Origin of the sequence: Micromonospora sp. RHAY321 (assembly GCF_023896955.1) — a bacterium.
In the GTDB taxonomy this organism is placed as follows: Bacteria; Actinomycetota; Actinomycetes; order Mycobacteriales; family Micromonosporaceae; genus Micromonospora.
Genome location: NZ_JAMHIW010000012.1, coordinates 110,803 through 132,933, shown reverse-complemented (window position 1 = coordinate 132,933; position 22,131 = coordinate 110,803). Strand labels below are relative to the sequence as shown.

The 22,131-nt window shown below is 73.6% G+C and carries 22 protein-coding genes; 10 read left to right on the top strand and 12 right to left on the bottom strand.

Going from position 1 to position 22,131, the window contains the following annotated elements; all coding sequences use genetic code 11:
- Positions 1-17 precede the first annotated feature (17 nt).
- On the top strand, positions 18-548 hold the full coding sequence (locus tag M8C17_RS23005) for a nuclear transport factor 2 family protein (protein ID WP_252418606.1): 531 nt from the start codon (positions 18-20) through the stop codon (positions 546-548).
- 77 nt (positions 549-625) lie between these two features.
- Here M8C17_RS23005 and M8C17_RS23000 read toward each other — a convergent pair whose 3' ends face one another.
- The 3 genes from M8C17_RS23000 to M8C17_RS22990 form a co-directional block, all read right to left on the bottom strand.
- Positions 626-1,312 carry a hypothetical protein gene (locus M8C17_RS23000; protein ID WP_252418605.1) on the bottom strand — a complete coding sequence of 229 codons (687 nt, stop codon included), beginning with the start codon at positions 1,310-1,312 and terminating at the stop codon, positions 626-628.
- Between the two features lie 78 nt (positions 1,313-1,390).
- Positions 1,391-2,242 carry an aldo/keto reductase gene (locus M8C17_RS22995; RefSeq protein WP_252418604.1) on the bottom strand — a complete coding sequence of 284 codons (852 nt, stop codon included), beginning with the start codon at positions 2,240-2,242 and terminating at the stop codon, positions 1,391-1,393.
- Positions 2,243-2,375: 133 nt separating this feature from the next.
- The gene (locus M8C17_RS22990; protein WP_252418603.1) at positions 2,376-3,344 is read right to left on the bottom strand and encodes a LysR family transcriptional regulator; all 969 of its coding nucleotides are present in this window, start codon (positions 3,342-3,344) and stop codon (positions 2,376-2,378) included.
- A gap of 51 nt (positions 3,345-3,395) precedes the next feature.
- Here M8C17_RS22990 and M8C17_RS22985 point away from each other — a divergent pair, with 51 nt between their 5' ends.
- Positions 3,396-4,319 (top strand): serine hydrolase, encoded by a 924-nt coding sequence (locus M8C17_RS22985; RefSeq protein WP_252418602.1) that lies wholly within the window; start codon positions 3,396-3,398, stop codon positions 4,317-4,319.
- Between the two features lie 154 nt (positions 4,320-4,473).
- Positions 4,474-5,451 (top strand): MBL fold metallo-hydrolase, encoded by a 978-nt coding sequence (locus tag M8C17_RS22980; RefSeq protein ID WP_252418601.1) that lies wholly within the window; start codon positions 4,474-4,476, stop codon positions 5,449-5,451.
- A gap of 49 nt (positions 5,452-5,500) precedes the next feature.
- Here M8C17_RS22980 and M8C17_RS22975 read toward each other — a convergent pair whose 3' ends face one another.
- From M8C17_RS22975 to M8C17_RS22965, 3 genes are read right to left on the bottom strand one after another with little or no spacing between them, the layout of a single operon-like run.
- Positions 5,501-6,040, bottom strand: coding sequence for a DUF1697 domain-containing protein (locus tag M8C17_RS22975; protein WP_252418600.1), 540 nt, complete (start codon positions 6,038-6,040; stop codon positions 5,501-5,503).
- Positions 6,041-6,072: 32 nt separating this feature from the next.
- Positions 6,073-6,741, bottom strand: a complete 669-nt coding sequence (locus M8C17_RS22970) for a response regulator transcription factor (RefSeq protein WP_252418599.1) — start codon at positions 6,739-6,741, stop codon at positions 6,073-6,075.
- The gene (locus M8C17_RS22965) at positions 6,738-7,895 is read right to left on the bottom strand and encodes a sensor histidine kinase (protein WP_252418598.1); all 1,158 of its coding nucleotides are present in this window, start codon (positions 7,893-7,895) and stop codon (positions 6,738-6,740) included. The genes M8C17_RS22970 and M8C17_RS22965 overlap by 4 nt, the downstream gene beginning before the upstream one ends.
- A gap of 169 nt (positions 7,896-8,064) precedes the next feature.
- Here M8C17_RS22965 and M8C17_RS22960 point away from each other — a divergent pair, with 169 nt between their 5' ends.
- The 3 genes from M8C17_RS22960 to M8C17_RS22950 all read left to right on the top strand — a co-directional run bounded on the left by M8C17_RS22960 (position 8,065) and on the right by M8C17_RS22950 (position 12,416).
- Positions 8,065-8,850, top strand: a complete 786-nt coding sequence (locus M8C17_RS22960; RefSeq protein ID WP_252418597.1) for an ABC transporter ATP-binding protein — start codon at positions 8,065-8,067, stop codon at positions 8,848-8,850.
- Entirely contained in the window at positions 8,844-11,282 is a 2,439-nt protein-coding gene (locus M8C17_RS22955) for an ABC transporter permease (protein ID WP_252418596.1), read from the top strand. The genes M8C17_RS22960 and M8C17_RS22955 overlap by 7 nt, the downstream gene beginning before the upstream one ends.
- 66 nt (positions 11,283-11,348) lie before the next feature.
- Positions 11,349-12,416 (top strand): hypothetical protein, encoded by a 1,068-nt coding sequence (locus tag M8C17_RS22950; RefSeq protein WP_252418595.1) that lies wholly within the window; start codon positions 11,349-11,351, stop codon positions 12,414-12,416.
- Here the strand turns inward: M8C17_RS22950 and M8C17_RS22945 are convergent.
- The 5 genes from M8C17_RS22945 to M8C17_RS22925 all read right to left on the bottom strand — a co-directional run bounded on the left by M8C17_RS22945 (position 12,320) and on the right by M8C17_RS22925 (position 16,920).
- Entirely contained in the window at positions 12,320-13,798 is a 1,479-nt protein-coding gene (locus M8C17_RS22945) for an amino acid permease (RefSeq protein ID WP_252418594.1), read from the bottom strand. The genes M8C17_RS22950 and M8C17_RS22945 overlap by 97 nt on opposite strands.
- Before the next feature lie 88 nt (positions 13,799-13,886).
- Positions 13,887-14,447, bottom strand: coding sequence for a heme-binding protein (locus M8C17_RS22940; protein WP_252418593.1), 561 nt, complete (start codon positions 14,445-14,447; stop codon positions 13,887-13,889).
- A gap of 30 nt (positions 14,448-14,477) precedes the next feature.
- Positions 14,478-15,227, bottom strand: coding sequence for a hypothetical protein (locus tag M8C17_RS22935; RefSeq protein ID WP_252418592.1), 750 nt, complete (start codon positions 15,225-15,227; stop codon positions 14,478-14,480).
- A gap of 2 nt (positions 15,228-15,229) precedes the next feature.
- A complete protein-coding gene (locus M8C17_RS22930) occupies positions 15,230-16,027 on the bottom strand; it encodes an ABC transporter permease (RefSeq protein ID WP_374558905.1) in 798 nt (265 codons plus the stop codon).
- Positions 16,024-16,920 (bottom strand): ABC transporter ATP-binding protein, encoded by an 897-nt coding sequence (locus M8C17_RS22925; RefSeq protein WP_252418591.1) that lies wholly within the window; start codon positions 16,918-16,920, stop codon positions 16,024-16,026. Before M8C17_RS22925 ends, M8C17_RS22930 begins: the two co-directional genes overlap by 4 nt.
- A 132-nt stretch (positions 16,921-17,052) precedes the next feature.
- Between M8C17_RS22925 and M8C17_RS22920 the strand changes: the two genes are divergently transcribed.
- The 4 genes from M8C17_RS22920 (at position 17,053) to M8C17_RS22905 (ending at position 21,114) form a co-directional block, all read left to right on the top strand.
- Positions 17,053-18,306, top strand: a complete 1,254-nt coding sequence (locus M8C17_RS22920; RefSeq protein ID WP_252418590.1) for a sensor histidine kinase — start codon at positions 17,053-17,055, stop codon at positions 18,304-18,306.
- Entirely contained in the window at positions 18,285-19,007 is a 723-nt protein-coding gene (locus tag M8C17_RS22915; protein ID WP_252418660.1) for a response regulator transcription factor, read from the top strand. Before M8C17_RS22920 ends, M8C17_RS22915 begins: the two co-directional genes overlap by 22 nt.
- Positions 19,008-19,211: 204 nt before the next feature.
- Entirely contained in the window at positions 19,212-20,531 is a 1,320-nt protein-coding gene (locus M8C17_RS32210; protein WP_374558902.1) for an ATP-binding protein, read from the top strand.
- Between the two features lie 88 nt (positions 20,532-20,619).
- Positions 20,620-21,114: a hypothetical protein gene (locus M8C17_RS22905; RefSeq protein WP_252418589.1), complete on the top strand. Its 495-nt coding sequence runs from the start codon at positions 20,620-20,622 to the stop codon at positions 21,112-21,114.
- 104 nt (positions 21,115-21,218) lie between these two features.
- Here the strand turns inward: M8C17_RS22905 and M8C17_RS22900 are convergent, their stop codons facing one another.
- Complete coding sequence (locus M8C17_RS22900; RefSeq protein ID WP_252418588.1) at positions 21,219-22,007, bottom strand: D-Ala-D-Ala carboxypeptidase family metallohydrolase; 789 nt, start codon at positions 22,005-22,007, stop codon at positions 21,219-21,221.
- Positions 22,008-22,131: the final 124 nt, after the last annotated feature.

The following is a 22,131-nucleotide window of genomic DNA, read 5'->3' as shown; positions in this document are numbered from 1 at the left end:
GACCCGAGGAGAACCCGATGCGCCCACCTGCCTCCGCCCGTCCCGCCGGCCGGCTCGGCCGCACGATCGCCCTGGTCGGGCTCACCGCCGGCCTGCTGGCCGCGGCTCCCGCAGCGGTGTCGGCCGCCACCCCCGGCGCGGATGACACACCAACCGGTGACGCGGCGGCCCGGGGCTGCGAGCGCGCCTTCGACCGTGCCGTCCGGGCGTACGTGGACACCACGGCCCGGCGTGACCTGGACGGTTTCGCCGCGCTGCTGCATCCCGACGTCACCAGCGTCTTCGCCTCCGACGGGGAGGTGCTGGACGGCAAGCGGGCCACCGTCGACTGGCTGCGGCGCTTCTTCGCCGACGACTCCTGGACGCAGTCGTTCAGCGTGGCCAAGCAGACCGTGGTGGGGTGCCAGACCGGCTTCGTGTTGTTCGACTCCGTCTACGCGGTGCCGGCCACCGGCACCAGGGTGCCGCTGCTGATCGGGGTGAGCTACACCTACCAGCACGGCCGGTGGCTGGTGCTGCAGAACCAGGACTCCGTGGGCCGGATCTGACCACGGAGGCTGGCGTGGGGCCGCCAGCCGGGGGAGGGGCGGGCGCGGCAGCAGCGGCGTCCGCCCCGCGGCGGCGTTCAGGCGATCTTCTCCATGGCGGCAACCGCGAGCGGGGCGATCTTCGCGATCAGCGCGGTGCCGGCCGCCAGGTCACCGTCGCTCGCCGAGGCGTCGACCTCCATGACGAAGTTGCCACGCACCAGGACCAGCGTGCACTGGTGGCGGGTCGTCTTGCCCTTCAACCGCTCGCAGAAGGTGATCACGTCGGGGCCGTTGGGCACCGGCGGGGGCGAGGGCCGCAGGACCGTCGACGTGCGCCCGTCGTCGGGCACCTCGTACTCCTTGCACGTCGCGAGGACGGACCGCAGCTCGTCGGCGAGCTTGCGGCCGGGCACCTTCAGGTAGCCGACGACGTACTGCCGGATCCACACGCTCTCGCCGTCCCAGGTCCGCTCCCGGTGCGCGGTGCGTTTGATGTCCGACGGCAGGCTCGCTTTGCACAGGGAGATCAGCTTCCACGCGTCGGTGTTCTCGTCGGTGTACTGGGCGGTCTCCGGGTGGAACTCCGCGTTCAGGTCCAGCATGGCTTTGCCCACCAGGCTGCGTACCTCGGCCGTGGAGGTCGGCGCGGGACGCGGCTCCGGTGGGGCCGACGTGGCCGGCGCGGACCAGCGGGGGGTCTCGGCGGCCTGGCTCGGCGCGCAGGCCGCGGGCACGAGCAGGAGCAACGACAGCAGAGCCGGGGTGGTACGGCGGAGCGACATCGCCGGGGGCGGTCCTTTCACACGGAAAGGGGGCCCGGTCGGGCCCCCTTTCTGTGTGCGCCGTCGCCGGCCGTCGCGTTACTCCGGCAGGTAGGCGAACGTGTCCGGGTTCGGGCCCTGCCGGCCGGCCTCGCCCTTGTCCAGCGCGGTGATCCGCTCCATCGCGGTGTCGTCCAGCTCGAAGTCGAAGATCCGGGTGTTCTCCTCGATCCGCTCCGGGGTCGTGGACTTCGGGAAGATGATGTCGCCGCGCTGCACGTGCCAGCGGAGCACCACCTGCGCCGGGGTCCGGCCGAGCTGCTCGGCGATGTCCACCACCGTCGGGTCGCCCAGCACCTTGCCCTGCGCGATCGGCGACCACGCCTCGGTGAGGATGTTGTGCTGGCGGCCGTAGGCGCGGACCTCCTCGTTGCCGAAGTACGGGTGCGCCTCGATCTGGTTCACCGCCGGCACCACGTCCGCCTCGGCGGCCAGCCGCTGCAGGTGCGACACCTGGAAGTTCGACACGCCGATCGAGCGGGCCCGGCCGTCGCGCTGGAACTCCTCCAGCACCTTCCAGGTGGAGACGAAGTCGCCGTCGTACAGGGTCGGCAGCGGCCAGTGGATGAGGAACAGGTCGATGTAGTCCATCTTCAGCGCCGCCAGCGTCGAGTCGAACGCCTTGCGGGCGTCGTCGGGGCGGTGGAAGGCGTTGTTCAGCTTGCTGGTCACGTAGACCGCGTCCCGGTCCAGGCCGGACACGCGTACGGCCTCGCCCACCTCGGCCTCGTTGCCGTACATCTCGGCGGTGTCGATGTGCCGGTAGCCCACCTCCAGCGCCTTGGTCACCGCCTCGACGGTGTCCTTCGGCTCGATCTGGAACACCCCGAAGCCGAGCTGCGGAATGGTGGTGCCGTCGTTCAGGCTGATGTCGGGAATCGTGTTGGCCACTGCGGCTCCTTCGCGTCTTCGTCCGAGGCACCCAGGCGTGCGATCACGTCCACGCGTGCCACCTGTTATCCCTACCCGAGCGGGAGGTGGATTCACCGCCGTTCTCAGGGTGACGAGCGCAACGTGGACCCGCTCACCCGGTCGTGTCGAAGAGCACCGGCCAGGGTCGCGCCGCCGGCACCGACGGTGGGCCGGCCGACGTGTGCGGTGCGGGCTCGGCGGCGGCCAGCACCTCGGCGGCGAGCTGCCCGAACATCGGCGCAGCCGGGTGCGCCGAGCGGTCCGGCCAGGCCGCCGAGGTGCGCTTGGCCAGGGGCGCGTCGGCGATGGGCCGCCACGCGATCCGGGGCTCCCGACGAGCCACCGTCGCCGGCTCCACGGCCACCGCGCCACCGGCCAGCACCAACCCGAAGAGGAACTCCGGGTTGCGCGCCGGGCGGACCCGGGCCGGCCGGTAGCCGTGCCGCCGGCACACCGCCAGCAGGTGGTCGTGCCAGCCCGGTGCGGTGGCCCGGGGCGCGGCCACCAGGTCCAGGCCGGCCAGCGCGGCGAGCGTCACCTCCCGGCCGCGCGCCAGCGGCGAGGTTCGCGGCAGCAGCACCCCCAGGGGTACGTCGACCGGGGCGCCGAAGCGCAGTCCGTCCGCCGTCACCGGGTGGTGTACCAGGCCCACGTCCAGGTTCCGTTCGGTGAGCATCCGCACCTGTTCGCCGGTGGTCAGCTCGTGCAGCTCCACGTCCAGCCCGGGTGCCCGGCTGGCGAGCTCGTCCAGCAGCGCCCGCAGGGTCACCGCGGGTGTCTCCGGTGGCACCCCGGCCCGCAGGACGCCCAGCTCGCCCGCGCGGACCTGCCCCATGAGGTTGCGCAGCCGACCCTCACCGGCGAGCAGTTCCTCCGCCTCACCGAGCAGCAGCTCACCGGCGGTGGTGAGCCGCACCTGGCGGCGGGACCGGTCGAACAGCTCGACGGTCAGCTCCCGTTCCAGCCGTTGGATCGACTGGCTCAGCGGCGGCTGGGCCATGCCGAGCTGCTCGGCCGCCCGCCCGAAGTGCAGCTCGTGGGCGACCACCACGAAGTGCCGCAGGTGCCGGAGCAGGTCCACGGCCGGACCCTACGCCAGCGCCGGCATCGCGCTGCTGGATACCGTGCCGGGGTGGACGTGGGGGAGCGCATCGAGGCCATCTTCGCCGGAGCGGGTGTGACGGCCAGCCTGCACGCCGTCGACCTGGACGCCGTCGACCTGACCGACGGTCCGGTCGACGGGTTGATCGGCGGCCGGGGGGAGGTCGGGTTGCGTGCCGACGAGCAGGTGGTGATCGCCTCGATCTTCAAGATCCTGCTGGTGCTGGAGTTCGCCCGGCAGGTCGTCGCCGGTCAGCTGGACCCGACCGAGCGGATCCTGGTCACCGCCGACGACCGGCTCGGCGGGTGGGGGCTGGCCGGCTGCACCGACGACGCCGAGGTGTCGCTGCGCGACCTGGCGTACTTCGCCATGTCGGTCAGCGACAACACCGCCGCCGACCTGCTGCTGCGCCGGGTCGGCCCGGACCTGCTGCCGATGCTCGCCGCCGAGTTGGGGCTGACCCGCACCCGGGTTCTCGGCGGCCCCCGGGACCTGGTCGAGGCGATGCTCGCCGACGTGGGCGCGCGGACCGAGGCGGAGTTCGCCCGGGTCTTCCCCACCTTGCCGGAGGACCGGGTCTGGGCCATGCGGGTGTTCGACCCGTCGCGCACCACGTCCAGCACCGCCCGGGAGATCACCCGGCTGCTCGCCCTCATCTGGCGCGACGAGGCGGGGCCGGCGGCGGCCTGCGCGATGGTCCGCACCTGGATGGCCGGGCAGATCTTCTGGACCCGGCTGGCCGCCGGGTTCCCGCCCGGTGTGCGGGTGTCCGGCAAGACCGGCACCCTGCCCGGGCTGCACCTGGAGGCCGGGGTCGCCGAGTATCCCGACGGCGGCCGGTACGCCATCGCCATCTTCGCCCGCGCGGACCGGCTCGCCCCGCGCCGGATCGACGTGGACATGGCGATGGGGTACGCGGCCCGGACGGCCGTCGAGGCGCTGCGCGGCGAGTGATTTTCCGAGCGCCGGAGCTTCGGGGCACCACCGCTGAGCTGGCCCGATATGCGCGGGCGTATCGGAGCCGACGGTGATGGATCTTGGACCTGGGCCGGGTGACGCTGATTGGCTCGTGTCGACCAATCGCCCGACCACGGGGAGCAGAACCGTCATGCCCAGTCTCGACCGCCGTCGCTTCCTCCGCGACGCCGCAGCCACCACCGCCCTCGTCTCCGCCGGCGGTCTCGCCGCCACCTCCGCCGCCCCGGCCCAGGCCGCGCCGCCGGCCGCCGCCCCCGCACCGACCAGCGGCCGCCGGGGCGCGGTCAGCTTCCGCTGGTGGGGTACGGCCGGCTGGCGCATCGACATCGGAAGCCGGACCGTGCTGGTCGACCCGTACCTCAGCCGGATCGACACCGGCCTGTTCACCGGCGCGTTCAACCAGGCGACCGCGCTGACCGTGCGGACCGACGTGATCGACCCGCGCGTCGACCGGGCCACGACGGTGCTGGTCACGCACACCCACTGGGACCACTTCATGGACGTGCCGTACATCGCCGGGCGCACCGGCGCGCGGGTGTTCGGCACGCTGACCGCGTACCACCTGGGGTTGGCCTACGGGATGCCGTCGACGCAGCTCAGCCCGGTGAAGGGCGGGGAGGTGCTGGACTTCGGCGATCACACCGTCGAGGTGGTCGGCTCGCTGCACAGCCGCAACCCCTCGTACTCGGTGGCGTTCCCCGGGGTGCGGGTGAGCCAGCCGGCGCTGCCGGCGACCATCGCCGACCTGCCCGAGGGGGACACGCTGAGTTACCTGCTGCGGGTCGACGGTGGCCCGTCGGTCTACCTCACGGGGGCCAGCGACGTCGCCGAGCGGAACCTCACCGGTCTGGCGCCGGACGTCGCCATGGTGGCCATGCAGAGCGCCACCACCACCGGCGACTACCTGCCCCGGCTGCTGGCGGGTCTGGACTACCCGAAGGTCGTGGTGCCGGTGCACTGGGACAACTTCGAGACCAGGTTGCAGAACCCGCCGGTCGTCGCACCGGCCGACCGCCCCCGACTGGACGACATGATCGCGGCGGTGCGCCGGATCTCGCCGCGCAGCCGGGTGCTGCTGCCGGAGTACGAGACCGCGTACCACTTCTGACCGGCCCGGCTGGGTGGTCGCGGCCGGGCCGTCGCGGCCACCTGCCGGCTCAGCCGGCCGCCAGCTCCGCGAGGGCGCGCACCGACTTCCAGTTGCGGGTGGTGGCCACCACGCCGAGCTTCTTCTCCAGGTACGCGTTGGTGAACTTCGACCGCCCGTAGCCGCCGTCCGGGAAGTGCAGGTAGACCTCCCGGCCGGTCACCGTGAACGCCACGTTCTCACCGCCCGGCACGGTCAGCGCGCCCACCGCCGACTGCTTCGGGGCCGTGGCCAGGAAGGCCACCAGCAGCCTCGTCGGGTCGTCCTCCCGCTCGGCGTACGGGTTGCCGCCGGCCACCGCCGCCAACTCGCGGGTGCTGCGGACCAGCACCGGCACGGTCAGCCCCAGCTCGTCGGCGAGCGCCCGCTCGATCCCACCGGCGAGTTTCCCGGCGTCGCGGACGCTGCTGCCGAACACCACGTTGCCGCTCTGCAGGTACGTCTGCACGTCGTCGTGCCCGAGGTCGGTGACCAGCCGGCGCAGGTCGGCCATCGCGAGCCGGGTGGAGCCGACGTTGACCCCGCGCAACAGGGCGACGTAGCGGGTCATGTGCTCCTCCTCAGCGCGCCGGGCCGACCCGCTCAGCCTAGGCCGCCCGGCCCGACCAGGCCCGTCTCGTAGGCGACGATGACGAGCTGCGCCCGGTCGCGTACCGCCAGCTTGGTCAGCAGCCGCCCGACGTGCGTCTTCACCGTGGCCAGGCTGAGGTTGAGGTGCGCGGCCAGCTCCGCGTTGGACAGGCCACGGGCGATCAGCGCGAGCACCTCCCGCTCGCGCTCGGTCACCCCGTCCAGCCGTCGCGGCAGCGGCCGGGCCGGCTCGGGCCGTCGGGCGAACTCGTCGATCAGCCGGCGGGTCACCGTCGGCGCGAGCAAACCCTCGCCGGCGGCGACCACCCGGATGCCGGCCAGCAGGTCCGCCGGTGGGGTGTCCTTGAGCAGGAAGCCGCTGGCCCCGGCGCGCAGCGCACCGTAGACGTACTCGTCCAGGTCGAACGTGGTCAGGATGAGCACCCGGGTGCCCGCCGTCGCCGGATCCGCGCAGATCCGCCGGGTCGCCTCGATGCCGTCCATCTCCGGCATCCGGACGTCCATCAGCACCACGTCCGGGCGGTGCTGGCCGGCCAACGCGACGGCCTGGACGCCGGTGCCCGCCTCGCCGACGGTCGTGCAGTCCGGGGTGAGGTCGACCAGCAGCCGGAAACTGCCGCGCAGCAGTGCCTGGTCGTCGGCGATCAGCACCCGGATCACGCGGCCACCCGGTACGGCAGCCGCGCCCGCACCGCGAAACCTCCGCCGGCCTGCGGTCCGGCACGGAGGTCCCCGCCGTGCAACGCCACCCGCTCCCGCATGCCGGTCAGACCGTGCCCGTCCCCTCCCGGCAGGACCGGGCGCCGGCCGTCGTCGGTCACCTCCACGCGCACCTCGCCGGGCGTCACGGTCACCGTCGCCCGACAGGACGCCGGGGCGGCGTGCTTCACGACGTTGGTCACCGCCTCCTGCACGATCCGGTACACCGCGAGGCCCACCGACTCCGGCACCGCGCCGTCCGTCTCCTCGCGTCGGACGTCGAGCCGGACGTCGACGCCACCGATCGCCGCCTGCTCGGCGAGGCCGGGCAACTCGTCCAGCCCGGGTGCCGGCGCGTACGGGGTGCCCTCGCGCAGCACGCCGAGCACCCGGCGGATGTCGGTCAGCGCGTTGCGGCCGGTCTCCTCGATCACCCGCAACGCGGCTCCCGCCTCACGCGGGTCGGCCTCGGCGACGTGGTTGGCGACGGCCGCCTTCACCACGATGAGGCTCATCGTGTGTGCCACCACGTCGTGCAGCTCCCGGGCCACCCGCAGCCGTTCCTCGGTGGCGGCCTGACGGACCAGGTGCTCGCCCTGCCGGGCGGCGAGCGCGCGTCGCTCCCGGATCAACCAGCCGGTCAGCCAGGCCGGCGTGATCATGACGGCGGCGTAGACGACCCCACCGGTCCGCGACCAGAGGTCGCCCGCTGTCAGCACCAGGGCGACGCTCACCAGAGCGAGACAACCGGCCGCGCAGAGCATCGACCGGCGGGTGGCCGTCGACACGGCCACGGTGTAGAAGGACAGGCCGATGGCGAGCGCCGGCGCGGCAGCGGCGTAGTTGGGAATCACGCCGGTGACCAGTGCCCCGGTGGTGCTGCCGCTGATCACGACGGCGACGGCGATCGGCCACCGCCGCCGAACGGCCAACGGCAGCCCGAGGGCCATCCCGACGAGCACGGACACCCAGAGCGGCTCGCGTACGCCGCCGTGCAGCGGCGACTCCAGCGCCGCGTACGGGCAGAGCAGCCCGCCGACCGCCACGGCCAGCACGGCGTCCACGATGTACAGATCCACCGGCCGCAGCCGCCGGGTCAGCAGGAGAGCGGTCACCTGTCAGACGGTATCGGCCGGCCGGGCTGGCCGCGTCCACCTGCGGGTGGTCATTCCCGAGGACGAGGTGCCGGCGCTTGCGGGCCTCCGACTCCACCCGTGGGATGGCCCGAAAGTGTCCGCGCCGGCACGACGCGCGGCACCCGCCCGAGCCGGCACCGTGGCGGTCATGACCACTGACACGGTGACCCTCACGGGGCTGCGCGCGGTGTACGGCACCGGAACCCGGCGGGTGACGGCGCTCGACGGCGTGACGACCAGCTTCGCCAGCGGCACGTTCACGGCGGTGATGGGCCCCTCGGGCTCGGGGAAGTCCACTCTGCTGCACTGCGCGGCGGGGCTGGACAGGCCGGCCGAGGGGACCGTCACGATCGACGGCACCAGCCTGAACGATCTGGGCGAGGACGCGCTGACCCGGCTGCGGCGCGACCGCATCGGCTTCGTGTTCCAGGCGTTCAACCTGGTGTCCACGCTGACCGCGGCGCAGAACGTCGAGTTACCGTTGCGCCTGGCCGGACGCCGCCCGCCGGCCCGGGACGTCGAAGCCGCGCTCGACGCGGTGGGACTGGCCGACCGGGCCCGGCACCGGCCGAGCGAACTGTCCGGCGGCGAGCAGCAGCGCGTCGCGGTGGCACGGGCGTTGATCACCCGTCCGGTGGTCGTCTTCGCCGACGAACCGACCGGGGCGTTGGACAGCGCCGCGTCCCGGCAGGTCCTGCGGCTGCTGCGAGGGCTCGTCGACGACCACGGGCAGACGGTCGTCATGGTGACCCACGATCCCGCCGCCGCCGCGTACGCCGACCGGGTCCTCCTGCTCGCCGACGGCCGCCTCGCCGACGAACTGACCGGCGGCATCACGGCCGCGGTCGTCGCCGCACGGATCGCCGAGCGGGACACCGATCCGACGGGTATCTCGCGGCCGGCGGCGGACGCGGCCGTGGAGCCGTCGTGCTGAGCGTCCGGCGGTCCGCTGGCGCGTTCGTGGCCGTCGCCATCGGGGTCGCGCTGGTCACGGCGGCCACCCTGCTGCTCGCCTCCGGGCGACCACAGGTGCCGGACCGGCTGGCGCGGGCGGCGGTCGTCGTGCAGAGCCCCGAGGCGGGTAGGGCCGACTCGTTCGCGCCGACCCGCCCCTGGTCCGCCGCGAGGGCGACGGAACTCGCCGGACGGCTGGCCGGCCTGCCCGGCGTCGCGGCGGCGATCCCCGACCGGACCTTCTACGCCCAGCCGCTCGTCGACGGCCGGCCCCCGGCCAGCGACGGCCAGCGGGAGGACGCCCACCAGGGGCATGGCTGGTCCAGTGCCCGGCTGGGTGGACTGCGTCTGACGGCCGGCGAGCCGCCCCGCCGGCCCGGCGAGGTCGTCGTCGACCGTGCGCTCGGGCTGCGGCCCGGCACGCCGGTCACCCTGCTGACCGCGGCCGGTCCGGAGCCGTACACGGTCACCGGTCTCCTCGACGCGCCGGGCGTCCACGTCGCGGACGACGTCGCCGCCACCCTCGCACCCGGCGTCCGGGCCATCGGGCTGATGCTGGCGGCGGGCGCCGACCCGGAACGGGTCGGGGCCGAGGCACGCGGAGTCGTCGGCGGTGACGGACGAGTGCTCACCGGCGACCGGCGCGGCGCGCTGGAGCCGCGTGGTGATGCCCGGACCCGCTGGATCGGGATGCAGGTCCTGACCGCAACGGCGGCCCTCGCCGGCTTCGTCACGGTCTTCGTGGCCGCCTCCACCTTCGCGTTCACCGTCGCGCAGCGCCGCCGCGAGCTGGGCCTGCTGCGTGCCGTCGGCGCCACGCCCCGCCAGATCCGTCGAATGGTGCACAGGGAGGCGCTCACCGTCGGCGGTGCGGCCGGGCTCGCCGGCCTCCTGGTCGGAGCGGCGCTCACCCCCGCGCTGGGCCGGGTGCTGGTCGACGTCGGCCTGGAGCCGGCGACCTTCCGGGTCCGGTACGTCCTGTGGCCGCTCGCGGCCTCGCTCGCCGTCGGGCCGGTCGTGGCGCTGCTCGCCGGGTGGTCGGCGGCGCGCCGGGCAGCGCGGATCCCCCCGTTGGAGGCGTTGCGCGAGGCGGCGGTGGAGCAGCGACCCATCGGGCGGCTGCGTGTCGCCGCCGGGGCGCTTCTCCTGGCGACCGGGGCCGCCCTCAGCCTCGGTACCGCCACCTCCGACGACGCCCGCGACGGTGCCACCTACGCCCTGTACGCGGTGATGGCCCTGGTCACCGGATCCACCGTGCTCGCACCGGCGATCGTCGGGCCGGCGGTGCGGCTGCTGCGTTCCCCGGTGCGGCGGCGCGGCGGCGCGATCGGGCTGCTGGTCCGGGCCGGGGCGCTGACCGCGACCCGACGGACCGCGTCGACCGCCGCGCCGGTGCTGCTCACGGTCGCCTTCGCGGTGCTGGTGTCCGGGATGGTGCTCACCACGACCGCGGCGTACACGGCGGGCCGGGCGGACAATGTGAACGCCGGCTGGATCATCGCGCCCGACCGGGCACCCGGCCTGTCGGACCGTGCCGTCGCCGCCACCGGCGGCACCGCGCTCCTGCCGACCACGGTGTTCGTCACCGAACCCGAACCGTCGACGGGGATCCGGCCGCTGAACGCGCTCGGCGTGGACCCGGCCGGCTTCGCCGAGGCGAACCGGGTGCTCGACGTCGTCGCCGGCTCGCTCGACGACCTGCGCGGCGACGACACGGTGGCGCTCACCGCCTCGGCGGCGCCGGCGCCCGGTCTGCCGCCGGAGCCGTACCCGGTGGTCTTCGCGGACGGGGAGCGGGTGCCGCTGCGCGTCGTCGCCGTGGTCACCGACATCTCGGTCCCCGGGGACCTTCTCCTGCCCCGTGCCGTCGTGCGGGCCTACGACCCTTCCGCGCTGACCTCCACGGTGTACGTCCGGGACCGGGTCGATCCTCCGCTCGGGGCGCGGATCATCGACGTCCCCGCCTGGGCCGCGGAGGCGGACCGCGCCGAGGACCGCCTCGTCTGGCTGTGCACCCTGCTGCTGATCGGTGTGTCGGCCGGCTACGGCGCCATCGCGGTGGCCAACACGCTGCTGTTGGCAGCCGCCGGCCGGGCAGCCGACCTGCGGCTGATCCGGCTGGCCGGCGCGACCCGCCGACAGGTCCTCTGGCTGGTCACGGCGGAGTCCGCCCTGGTGGTGCTGATCGGCGCGGTGCTCGGCGGCGCCGTCGCGTTCGCCGGCCTGCTGAGCATCCGCGCCGGCCTGGCCGAACAGGTCGGCGCCACGGTCGACCTGGTCGTGCCGTGGCCGGTGATCGGCGCGGTGGTGGGGCTCTGCCTGCTGCTCGCGGTGCTGGCGAGCGTGCTGCCGACGTGGCGGCTGCTGCGCCACCGCCCGGCCCGATCGGCGGTCGGCATCGTCGCCGGGTGACCCGTGTACGGCCCGACCGCCTCCCGAGGGCCGACGAGGGGGCGATCGGGCCGCTACCGTCCACGGATGCGATCCGCGCGCCCGGTCGGGCTGCTCCTCTCCGCCGCCGCCGTGCTGCTCTGGGCGATCGGCATGACCGTGCTGCAACCGCTGACCGAGCCGATCGGCCCGTGGTCGGAGCGGCTGCCGGGCAACAACACCTACTGGGCGCGGGATCTGCGGTTCGCGGCGATCGTCGCGGTGGTCCTCGGGCTGGTGCTGGCCGGCCGTGGGCACCTGAGGTGGAGCGGCCCGGGGGTGCTGCTCGGCGGTCTCTGGGTCGCCGCCGACGTGGCGATCGACCGGGCCGACCCGAGCGGTGTGGAGGCGACCGTGCTGCTCACCGCTGGCGGCTGCGCGGTGCTCGGCGCGGTGGCGGCGGTCCTGCTCCGCCGGGATCGGCGCGTACGGCCGGCCGCGGCGGACCGGTGGGCGCTGACCGGCGCGGCCTGCGTGGCGGGGGTGCTGGCGATGGTGGCCGCTGGCATCGAGTCACCAACCGACCGGGAGCCGGAGCTGAATCCGGCCGCCTCCGCCACCGGCGCGCTGCTGGTCGTTCTGACCGTCGGGGCGGCCCTGGCGGCGGCCCCGGCCCGCGGCCGGACCCGCTGGCTGCTGGCGGCGGGGCTCGGCGTGGCGGCGGTGTCCGGCGTCGGACTGGTCCGGGCCATCCCGCCCGGCCCGCGATCCCTGCCGCAGCTCGCCCTCGGGGCGGTGCTGCTCACCGGGGTCACCCTGCTCGCCTGGGACTGGCCGGGCGGTCGGCCCGCCTGGCGACACCACGCCCTGGCCGCCGTCGCCGCGCTGGTCGGTCCGGTGGCGATGCTGCTGGTCGTGGGCATCACCATGATGGTGCTGGTGCCGATCGGCGCGACGTTCACGGCGCTGGCCGGCAACAGCCCGATCAACGCGGCCGACTCCGACCTGCTGGTCTCCCTGGGCGGGGTGCTCGCCGGGCTCGGGATGGCGCTCCTGCTGGCCTGGCCGCCCGCGCTCGGCTACCGCCCCGATCCGCCGTCCCCGTCCGGGCCGGTCGGTCCGGACGGGCCGGACGGGGTCGCCGGTGGGCGGCCGGCCAGCGCCGAGCGCCGGTAACCGTAGAAGGCGTAGATCAGCGCGCCGATCAGGAACCAGACGGCGAAGCGCAGCCAGGTCTCCGGTGCCAGGTAGGTGATCAGCCACAGCGAGAAGAGCGCGCCGACCGCCGGCACCACCGGCATCCCCGGCAGCCGGAACGTCCGCGCCGCGTCCGGGCGGCGGTAGCGCAGCACGATCACCGCGACGCAGACCACCACGAAGGCGAGCAGGATGCCGATGTTGGTCAGCTCCGCCGCCTCCCGGATCGGCAGGAAGCCGGCGATCAGCGCGGAGGCCACCCCGACGATCCAGGTGACCCGGGTGGGCACCCGGCGGACCGGGTGGAGCTTGCCGAACCACGCCGGCAGCAGCCCGTCGCGGCTCATCGAGAACCAGACCCGCGTCACGCCCAGCATGAAGGTGAACATGACGGTCAGGATCCCGATGATGGCACCGACCGCGATCACGCTGGCCAGCCCGGACAGGCCCACCGACTCGAACGCCGAGGAGAAGCCGCTCTCCGCGTCGATGTTGCGGTAGTTCTGCATCCCGGTCAGCACCAGGGTGGCCAGCACGTACAGCACCATCGAGATGACCAGCGACCAGATGATCGCCTTCGGCATGTGCCGACGGGCGTCCCGGGACTCCTCCGCGGCGGTGCTCATCGCGTCGTAGCCGAAGACGGCGAAGAAGACCGTGGCCGCGCCGGTGAACGCCCCGCTCAGCCCGAACGGGAAGAACGGCGAGTAGTTGGCCGTCCGGATGTGGAAGAAGCCGACCACGATCACCAGCAGCACGACCGCCACCTTCAGCCCGACCACGAAGGTCTCGAACCGGGCGGCGGTCTTGATGCCCTGATTGAGCAGGTACGCGATGAGCAGGCAGAGCACCACCGCGAAGAGGTCCACGACGTGCCCCTCACCGGTGCCCGGGGCGCCGAGCATCCAGGCCGGCAGTTCCGCGCCCAGCTCGCCGACGAGGAAGCCGAAGTAGCCGGAGATGCCGATCGCCACCACCGCGACGATCGCGGTGTACTCCAGCAGCAGGTCCCAGCCGATGAACCAGCCGACCGCCTCGCCGAGCACCGCGTACCCGTAGGTGTAGGCCGAGCCGGCCTTGGGGATCATGCCGGCGAACTCGGCGTAGGACAGCGCGGCGGCGGCACTTGCCAGGCCGGCGATCAGGAACGACACCAGCACGGCCGGGCCGGCGGTCTCGTTGGCCACCGCGCCCGCCAGCGCGAAGATCCCGGCGCCGATGATGCCGCCCACCCCGATGGCGGTGAGCTGCCACAGACCGAGGGAGCGGGACAGGCCCTCCTCGCTCTCGTCCGCGATCTCCTCGACCGGTTTGCGGCGGAACACCCCGCTGCCACCGGGACTGGCGCCCGTGGAGGTCATCGTCGTCCCCCCTCTCGACCGCGCCCCGCGCGCGGTGCGTACCGCCACTGTTACCCATGCAGCGACAGAGGTAAATACCTCCGCCGGCTCACTCCACCACCGGCAGCACGACCTCGTTGCGGCGCAGGAACCACGGCTTCCACGGGGGGTCGAACCGGGCGTACCGGATCGCGCCGGTGGGTTGCAGCCCGGCGGCCGTGACCGACCGGCCGAGCGCGGTGGCCCGCTGCCCGAACGCCTTCTCCGTCCACCGGCCGGAGAAGCGCATCGCCGCCGCGAGCTGGGCCGGGATCTCCCGGATCCGCACCCGCGCGTCGACCGGCTCGGGGAGGGTGGCGGCGGTGGAGCCGGCGGGCATGACGAACTGCACCAGGTACGCGCCCGGCCGCTCACCCTCCTCCTGGACCACCGGCGCGGTCATCGGGATCTTCGTCGTGCCGGTGGCGTCCGGCGTCGCCGGTCCGGCCCCGATCGGGTGCCGCACCCGGTTGGCGCCCCCGATGTACGCGGCCAGCGGCCGGAACGCCTCCAGCGGCGCCCGGGTGAACGACGCCTGGACCTGCACCTCGGCCACCAGGTGGGCCGGGTACCGGCGCAGCTCGAAGCCGGGGTGTCGGGACACCACCCGGTACGGCTGCCGCTCAGTCATCGCCCGCTCCCAGGGTCTCTGGGACAGACGCTACCGCCCGTCGGGCCCCCGCTCGGCCGAAGTCGGCTCCTGCTGCCCGGGCGTGACGGCGCGCCCGTTCAGCCGCCAGTACTGCCGCTTCTCCTCGTCGCGCAGCACCACCCCGAGCCGGCCCAGCTCCCGGCGCAGTTCCCGGGCGTCGTCGCGGCGATCCTTCTGGACGGCCCGCTCCCGGGCGCGCAGCAGCGCGTCCGCGCCGGTGGGCAGCCCGGGCAGGTCGGGCACCCAGAGCCGGTACGACGACCGGTGCGGGTCGCCGTCCGCCCAGCCCCAGCCGTGTGTCCGGAACGCCGCTGCCAGCCGGTCGGCCGGCAGGTCCGTCGGTTCCCGGGTCAGCTCGGCGTTGTCGGCGTCGAGCAGCACCAGGTGCCCGTCGTCGACGAAGACCACCCGCGTCTCGGCCCGGCTGACGTGCCGGTCCTTGCCGGCGCGGCGCAGGCGGACCTGCGCCGCGTCGACGGTGACGATCAGCCGTTCGGCGGTGCCGATACCGGCCACCACCAGCCCGGCCAGTGCGCCCACCCCCGCCGTGCCGGCGGTGGCCTGCGGCTGGGGCAGCCGGTCCAGCAGCTCGAACAGCCCCTGCAGGGGCGCCCAGGGCAGACCGGCGACCCAGCCCGCCGCCAGCGCGAGCAGACCGCCGGCGGCGGCGCCGAGCAGTGGGAAGCCGCCCCACATGACCGCCAGCTCCACGCGGCCGCCGCTGACCACGGTGTGCGGGCGGCTGCCGGCGACGTCCATGGTCAGGACACCTCGCGGCGGAGCGTCCGGACCAGGCCGGCGGCCAGGGGGAGGACCATCCAGACCAGCAGGGACACCGCCATCCGCCCCCACTGCTCGCCGGTGACGGCGTCGCTGCTGAACAGCGGTTCCATGGTCTTGCTGGTGTCCAGCCACTCGGACGGGCCGCGCAGGGGTCGGACCATCTCGCCGAGCACTCCCCACAGGGTGGGCAGCAGCAGATAACCGACGATCGCCAGCGGCGGGTTGAGCAGCAGCAGACCGAAGGCGGCGCCCATCAGCACGCTGGTGACCTGGAGGATCACCGCGTTCACGATCAACGACGCGTCCATCCCCCACGTGCCCGCGCCGCCGGTGGCGGACGCCACCAGCGTCCCGACGGCGGCGACGGCGAGGCTGGCCAGCACCGAGGCGAGCGCGGTCAGCATCACGGCGATCAGCTTCGCCGCGACCACCCGCTCCCGGCGGGGCACCAGCGCGTACGTGGTGAGGGCAGTCCGCTGCGACCACTCGCTGGTGATCGACAGGATGCCGAGCACCGGTAGCAGCACCCCGACCGGCAGCAGCGAGGGGACGAAGAAGTTGACGAACGTCTGCTCGACGTCCTTCGCGTAGATCAACTGAAGGGTGACGATCACGGCGGCGACCAGGCCGATGGTGATCAGCAGCCAGCGGCCGGCTCGGGTGTCGACGAGCTTGCGCAACTCCACGACGGTGAGGCGGAGCATCGACGGGCGGCGTACCGGGGCGTGTTGCCGGGGCGCGACGGCGCCGGCGGTGGGTGCGGTGGCGGTGGTCATCGGACGGCCTCCTTGGTGGATTCGCCGGCGGTCAGGGTGAGGAAGAGCTGTTCCAGGCCACCGCCACCGGCGGGGCGTAGCTCGGCCAACGCGACACCGGCGTCCGCGGCGGCCTGGCCGACCGCTTCGGCGTCGGCCTGCACCAGCAGCCCTTCGGAGCTGTCGGCGGCGCTCAGGCCGGCCGCCTCCAGGGCCCGGCGCAGCGCCGCGCCGTCCCGCGCCCGGACCACCGTGCCGTCGCCGGCCAGCAACTCGTTCTTGTTGCCCTGGGCCACGATCCGGCCGCCCCCGATCACCACCAGCCGGTCCGCGACCGCCTCCACCTCGCGCAGCAGGTGGGAGGAGAGCAGCACGGTGCCGCCCCGGTCGGCGAAGTCGCGCAGCAGGCCGCGCATCCAGAAGATCCCCTCCGGGTCCAGGCCGTTGGCCGGCTCGTCGAGGATCAGCACGCGGGGGTTGCCGAGCAGCGCGTGCGCCAGCCCGAGCCGCTGGCGCATGCCCAGCGAGTACGCCCGCACCCGTCGCTTCGCGGCCACCGCGTTCAACCCGACCAGGTCGAGCTTCGCGGCGACCTCGCGCCGGTCCAACCCCATGGTGTACGCGGACAGCGTCAACGCCTCGCGGCCGGTGCGCCCGGCGTGCTGGGCGGAGGCGTCCAGCAGCACCCCGACCTCCCGCCCCGGGTTGGGCAGCTCCCGGTAGGCGCGCCCGGAGACGGTGGCGCGACCGGCGGTCGGTGCGGTGAGCCCGCAGATCATGCGCATGGTGGTGGACTTGCCGGCGCCGTTGGGGCCGAGGAAGCCGGTGACGGTTCCCGGCTCGCACTGGAACGACACGTCGTCCACCGCCGGGTGCGGTCCGTACCGCTTGGTGAGGTTCTCCACGGTGATCATGTCGATGAGCGTGCCCGCGCCGCCCGGCCATCCGCTGCGGCCACCGGTCGGTGCCGCACCGACCTTGGTCGACCGGCGGGTCTCGACTTTGGTAGCTGGTCGCGGCGCCCGTCGGCTGCCTAGCATGGCCTCGTGACCAGCCTCGCCGTGCCCGAACACCCCTGGCTGCTGCCCGGGGCGCTGGCCGGCGCCACCAGCCCGGACGCGGCGGCCCGGCGGCCGCGCCGCACCACCCGGGACTGGGCCGTGGACACCCTGGCCTTCCTGCTGTCCCTGCTCTGGGTGCTGTTCGTCACCGCGGACGCCCTGTCGCCCGACCCGGCGATCACGACCCCGTTGCCGCACGACTGGATGACCGGGGCGGACGCGCTGCTCGGGCTGGCCTGCTGCGGGCTGCTCTGGCTGCGCCGGCGGTGGCCGCTCGGGCTGGCGCTGGCGACCGCGCCGCTCACGCTGTTCTCGATGGCCTCGGCCGTCCCGCTGGTGATCCTCTACTTCACCGTGGTGGTGCACCGGCGTACCGCCGTGGCGGTGGCGGTGACCGGCGTGGGTCTGGTCACGAACATGGTCTTCAGTTGGCTGCGTCCGGACCCGAACATGTCGTACTGGGCCACGGCGGCGTGGGGCGTGGTGATCAGCTTCGCCGTGCTGGCCTGGGGGATGTTCGTGCGGGCCCGCCGGCAGTTGATCGTGTCGTTGCGGGATCGGGCCGAGCGGGCCGAGGCGGAGCAGCAGCTACGGGTCGCCCAGGCCCGGCACCTCGAACGCACCCGGATCGCCCGGGAGATGCACGACGTGCTGGCCCACCGGATCTCGCTGCTCAGCCTGCACGCCGGGGCGCTGGAGTTCCGCCCGGACGCACCGCCGGACGAGGTGGCCCGCGCCGCCGGGGTGATCCGGGGCAGCGCGCACGCCGCACTGCAGGACCTGCGGGAGGTGATCGGGGTGCTCCGGGCCGACGGCGACGGCGACGCCCCCGAGCCCCCGCAGCCCACCCTCGCCGACCTGCCGGCCCTGATCGACGAGTCCCGTACGGCGGGGGTGCGGGTGAACGTCAGCGACAGCGTCGCCACGCCGGGGGAGGTGCCTGCGGCGCTGGGGCGGGCCGCGTACCGGATCGTGCAGGAGGGGCTCACCAACGCCCGCAAACACGCGGCCGGCGCGGCGGTCACCGTGGACGTGTCGGGCGGGCCGGGCACCGGCCTGACCGTGGCGATCGGCAACCGGTGGCCGGTCGGCACCCCGGCCGGGGGCGAGTTGCCGGGTGCCGGCACGGGCCTGGTCGGCATCACCGAGCGGGTCACGCTGGCTGGCGGCCGGCTGGCGTACGGCCGGGACGACGCGGGCGACTTCCGGCTCGCCGCCTGGCTGCCGTGGCCGGCGTGACCGGTCCGGCTGGTCCGGCCGGTGCCGGTCCGGCCCCGGTCCGGGTGCTGATCGTGGACGACGACGCGCTGGTCCGGGCCGGGCTCTCGATGATCCTCGGCGGCCTGCCCGACCTGACCGTGGTGGGCGAGGCGGCCGACGGCGCCGAGGTGCCCACGGCGGTCGCCGCGTACTCCCCGGATGTGGTCCTGATGGACATCCGGATGCCCCGGGTGGACGGGCTGACCGCCACGGAGGCGCTGCGCGCCCAGCCGCACCCACCGGAGGTGCTGGTCCTGACCACCTTCGACGCCGACGAGCAGGTGCTGCGGGCGTTGCGCGCCGGGGCGGCCGGCTTCCTGCTCAAGGACACCCCGCCGGCGGAGATCGTGCACGCGGTGCGTCGGGTGGCGGCCGGCGAGGCGACCCTCTCCCCGACGGTGACCCGGACGCTGATCGCCCACGTGACCGCCACCGTCCCGGGTCCGGCCGGCCCCGATCCCCGCCGCGAGCGGGCGCTGCGGCTGCTCGCCGGGCTCAGTGAGCGGGAGCGGCAGGTGGCGGTCTCGCTGGGCAGGGGGTGCACGAACGCGGAGATCGCGGGGGAGCTGTTCATGAGCGTGGCCACGGTGAAGGCGTACGTCTCGCGGCTGCTGACCCGCCTCGACCTCAACAACCGGGTCCAGGTGGCCCTGCTGGTCCACGACGCCGGCCTGGTCTGAGCGGAGGCCACGCCGATCCGGAAGAGCGAGCCCCAATAACACGGATGAGGTACACTCATAGTTGAGTGTTCCATCGGTGGATGTGTCAGGGGTGATCGCGTGGACGGCTTCGTGGGGCGGGATCATGAGCTGTCGCTGTTGAACGGCATGCTTTCCCGGGTCGAACGAGGTGGTCGGGCTGGTCGGCCTGGTCGTGCCCTCCTCATGCGCGGTCGCCGACGGGTCGGCAAGTCCCGACTGGTGGAGGAGTTCGTCGAGCGGGCAGAGGTGCCGCACCTCTTCTTCACGGCCTCGGCGCAACCGACCGTCGCCGCCGATCTCGCGCTTTTCGTGGAGGAGGCGGCCGCCTCGACGCTGCCGGGTGCCCGGATGCTGCGCGAACAGCAGCCACGGACCTGGGATGCGGCGCTCACCCTGCTCGCCGCCGCGTTGCCGACCGACCGCCCGAGTGTCGTCGTCCTGGACGAGATGCCGTACCTCATCGCGAGTGACCCGGGGTTCGAGGGGACGTTGCAGAAGGTCTTCGATCGTGAGCTGTCCCGGCGGCCGGTCCTGCTGATCTGTGTCGGATCGGATCTCGCGATGATGGAGGCGTTGAACGATTATGGTCGGCCATTCCACCAGCGGGCCACGGAGATGGTCATCCCACCGCTGAGCCCGGCCGACGTCCGCGACATGCTCGACCTGCCCCCCGCCGACGCGTTCGACGCCTACCTGGTGTCGGGCGGTCTGCCATTGATCCTCGATGAGTGGCCGTCGGGCGCACCGGTCCACGAGTATCTGGCCGATGCGGTACGGGATCCGACCTCCGCCCTGCTGGTCAGCGGCGAACGGGCACTGGCAGCCGAGTTCCCGCCCCAGTCCCAGGCGGGTCTGGTGCTGCGGGCCATCGGTTCCGGCGAGCGAACCTTCTCGCTGATCACCCGCGCGACGGGTGACCTTCCGCAGGCGTCCCTGACCCGGGCGCTGCGTCTGTTGACCGACAAGCGCGCCGTGGAGGCGAGCGTTCCGCTGTCGACGAAGCCGTCGCGGGAGAAACGGTACGCGGTGGCCGATCCGTACCTGCGCTTTTGGTTGTCGTTCCTGGGGCCCCATTTGTCGGAGATCGAGCGAGGCCGGGGCGATCTGACCTTGAACAGGATCGTCACGTCGTGGGCGTCCTGGCGCGGGCGGGTGATCGAACCAGTTGTCCGGGAGGCGCTGCGCCGGCTGCCGAACGACCATCTGCCGGCGGAGGCAGCGGAGATCGGTGGCTACTGGACGAGGACCAACGACCCGGAGATCGATGTGGTCGGTGCCGATCGTGGTCCTGTCGCCAGCCGCATCTGCTTCGTCGGCTCGATCAAGTGGCAGGAGAAGCGGCCGTTCGACGCACACGACCTGGGTCGACTACTCCTGCACCGGTCCCGGCTGCCCGGCGCCAACGAGACTGTGCCGGCCCTGGCGGTGTCGCGCAGTGGCGCGGCCGTCGACGGGGTACGCGTGTTGTCCCCCGAGGATCTGCTTGCCGCGTACCGGGATTGAACTTTCGTCCGGTGCGGGCCGTACCAATGCCCGAGGATGTCGATGCGGCGGGTCCGCCGTGTCGCTGCCGAACTGCGGGAGGCCTACCGTGCGAGTTGGTGAGCAGTCGACGGATCCCATCGATCAGGTGCTGGGTGAGGTGCCCATGCCGGCACCGCTGACCCCTGAGGATGTCCGGCTCGCGGTCCGGGCGGTGGTGGTGCACACCGCCGAGGAGTGGCCCACCGGGCCGTTGTGCCGCAACGACGGGGCGTCGTACCCGTGCCGCCTGCACCGCTGGGGGCGGCGGGTCCTGGAGACACACGGGCTCAACGACCGACAGATCGAGGCGCTGATCCGGCACGGCAACCCGTTCGTGCACGTGCCCTTCCCGTTCACGGCCACGGGGCCGTCGTCCGCGCGCCCCGCCGCCACCCGAACGGGAACGGCGACCGCCGGGTATCCGACCCCGGCCGGGCGTACCGGCGGGCTCCCGGCGCGGCACCAGGCCGCACGGGTCGTCCCTCCCGGGGTACGCCCCACCGCTGCTGGCCGGCCGGTGACTCCCCCCGTCACCGCGCCGCGCTGGCCCCGGGCGAGCTGAGCGGAGCTACCCCCGCCCCCCGCCCGACCCGGGGCGACACGACGTCGGCCCGACGCGGTATTTCCCCACCCGCGCCGGGCCGACGTCGTGCTGTCCGTACCGGGTCAGTCGTTGCCGGCCCCGATCCCGCAGTCCGGCGCGGACCAGCTCGTCGTGTTCGAGCTGTTGTCGCTGTTGTTCTCCCGCCGCGAGTCGACGTGCACGTGGTCGTCGTGGTCGGGGTAGCCCGGGCCGTAGATTCCGCTGAAGCCGTTGTTGCGGGCGCCGCGGGCCACCTGGCAGAGCGACGACGTCCGTGAGGTGACGTCGGCCGCGTTGCCGTACAGGTGCTGGCTGTCCGACGCGCCGTTGACCTGGTTGTTGCAGGCCCGACTGCGGAACCCGCTCGACACGTTGAGCGGCTTGTCGCCGAGGCTCCTGCGCAGCGCCTCCAACTTCCACATGGTGCGCAGCGCGTTCTGGCGGGTCTGGGCCGCCGACAGGGGGCCGCCGGTCCATCCGCCCCGACCACACCCGTCGTCCAGCTCGTTGTAGCTGAAGTGGGCGGGCGTGCAGTCGTTGTCCTGGAGCTGGTACAGCTTGGCGTAGGTCTGCGGGCCGGCGATCCCGTCGGCGCGCAGCCCGTACGCCTGCTGGAACCGCTTGACCGCGGCGGCGGTCTTGGGTCCGTAGCGGCCGTCGTTCTCCACGATGTCGCGGTACCCGGCCCAGCCGGCGACCCGGATCTGCAACTGACGGACGTCGTCGCCCGAGCGCCCCTGGGTCAGGGTCCGGTTCCAGGTGTAGCAGGCGTCCGCGTGCGCCGCTGGCGCGGCGACCACCGCGGCGATTGCTGCCCCGGGCAACGCCAGGGCGAATGCGACGGCAGCTCGCTTCAAGGTGTTTACGCGCACAGAAGTCCTCCCGATAGGAGAGCGAATGGGGTGGGCTTCGGGACATCGACCGGGACGTCCCGTGATTTCCACCCTCGCACTGATCAGTGCGGTTGGCGGCAATAACGAGAATTGTCCTCATGAT

Bases quoted from the DNA above. Each gene is read 5' to 3' on its own strand.
- M8C17_RS22980 (WP_252418601.1), top strand. From the start codon at position 4,474: ATGCCCAGTCTCGACCGCCGTCGCTTCCTCCGCGACGCCGCAGCCACC.
- M8C17_RS22950 (WP_252418595.1), top strand. From the start codon at position 11,349: ATGCGATCCGCGCGCCCGGTCGGGCTGCTCCTCTCCGCCGCCGCCGTG.
- M8C17_RS22925 (WP_252418591.1), bottom strand. From the start codon at position 16,920: ATGATCACCGTGGAGAACCTCACCAAGCGGTACGGACCGCACCCGGCG.
- M8C17_RS23000 (WP_252418605.1), bottom strand. From the start codon at position 1,312: ATGTCGCTCCGCCGTACCACCCCGGCTCTGCTGTCGTTGCTCCTGCTC.
- M8C17_RS22960 (WP_252418597.1), top strand. From the start codon at position 8,065: ATGACCACTGACACGGTGACCCTCACGGGGCTGCGCGCGGTGTACGGC.
- M8C17_RS32210 (WP_374558902.1), top strand. From the start codon at position 19,212: ATGCGCGGTCGCCGACGGGTCGGCAAGTCCCGACTGGTGGAGGAGTTC.
- M8C17_RS22945 (WP_252418594.1), bottom strand. From the start codon at position 13,798: ATGACCTCCACGGGCGCCAGTCCCGGTGGCAGCGGGGTGTTCCGCCGC.
- M8C17_RS22935 (WP_252418592.1), bottom strand. From the start codon at position 15,227: ATGGACGTCGCCGGCAGCCGCCCGCACACCGTGGTCAGCGGCGGCCGC.
- M8C17_RS22975 (WP_252418600.1), bottom strand. From the start codon at position 6,040: ATGACCCGCTACGTCGCCCTGTTGCGCGGGGTCAACGTCGGCTCCACC.
- M8C17_RS22930 (WP_374558905.1), bottom strand. From the start codon at position 16,027: ATGACCACCGCCACCGCACCCACCGCCGGCGCCGTCGCGCCCCGGCAA.
- M8C17_RS23005 (WP_252418606.1), top strand. From the start codon at position 18: ATGCGCCCACCTGCCTCCGCCCGTCCCGCCGGCCGGCTCGGCCGCACG.
- M8C17_RS22940 (WP_252418593.1), bottom strand. From the start codon at position 14,447: ATGACTGAGCGGCAGCCGTACCGGGTGGTGTCCCGACACCCCGGCTTC.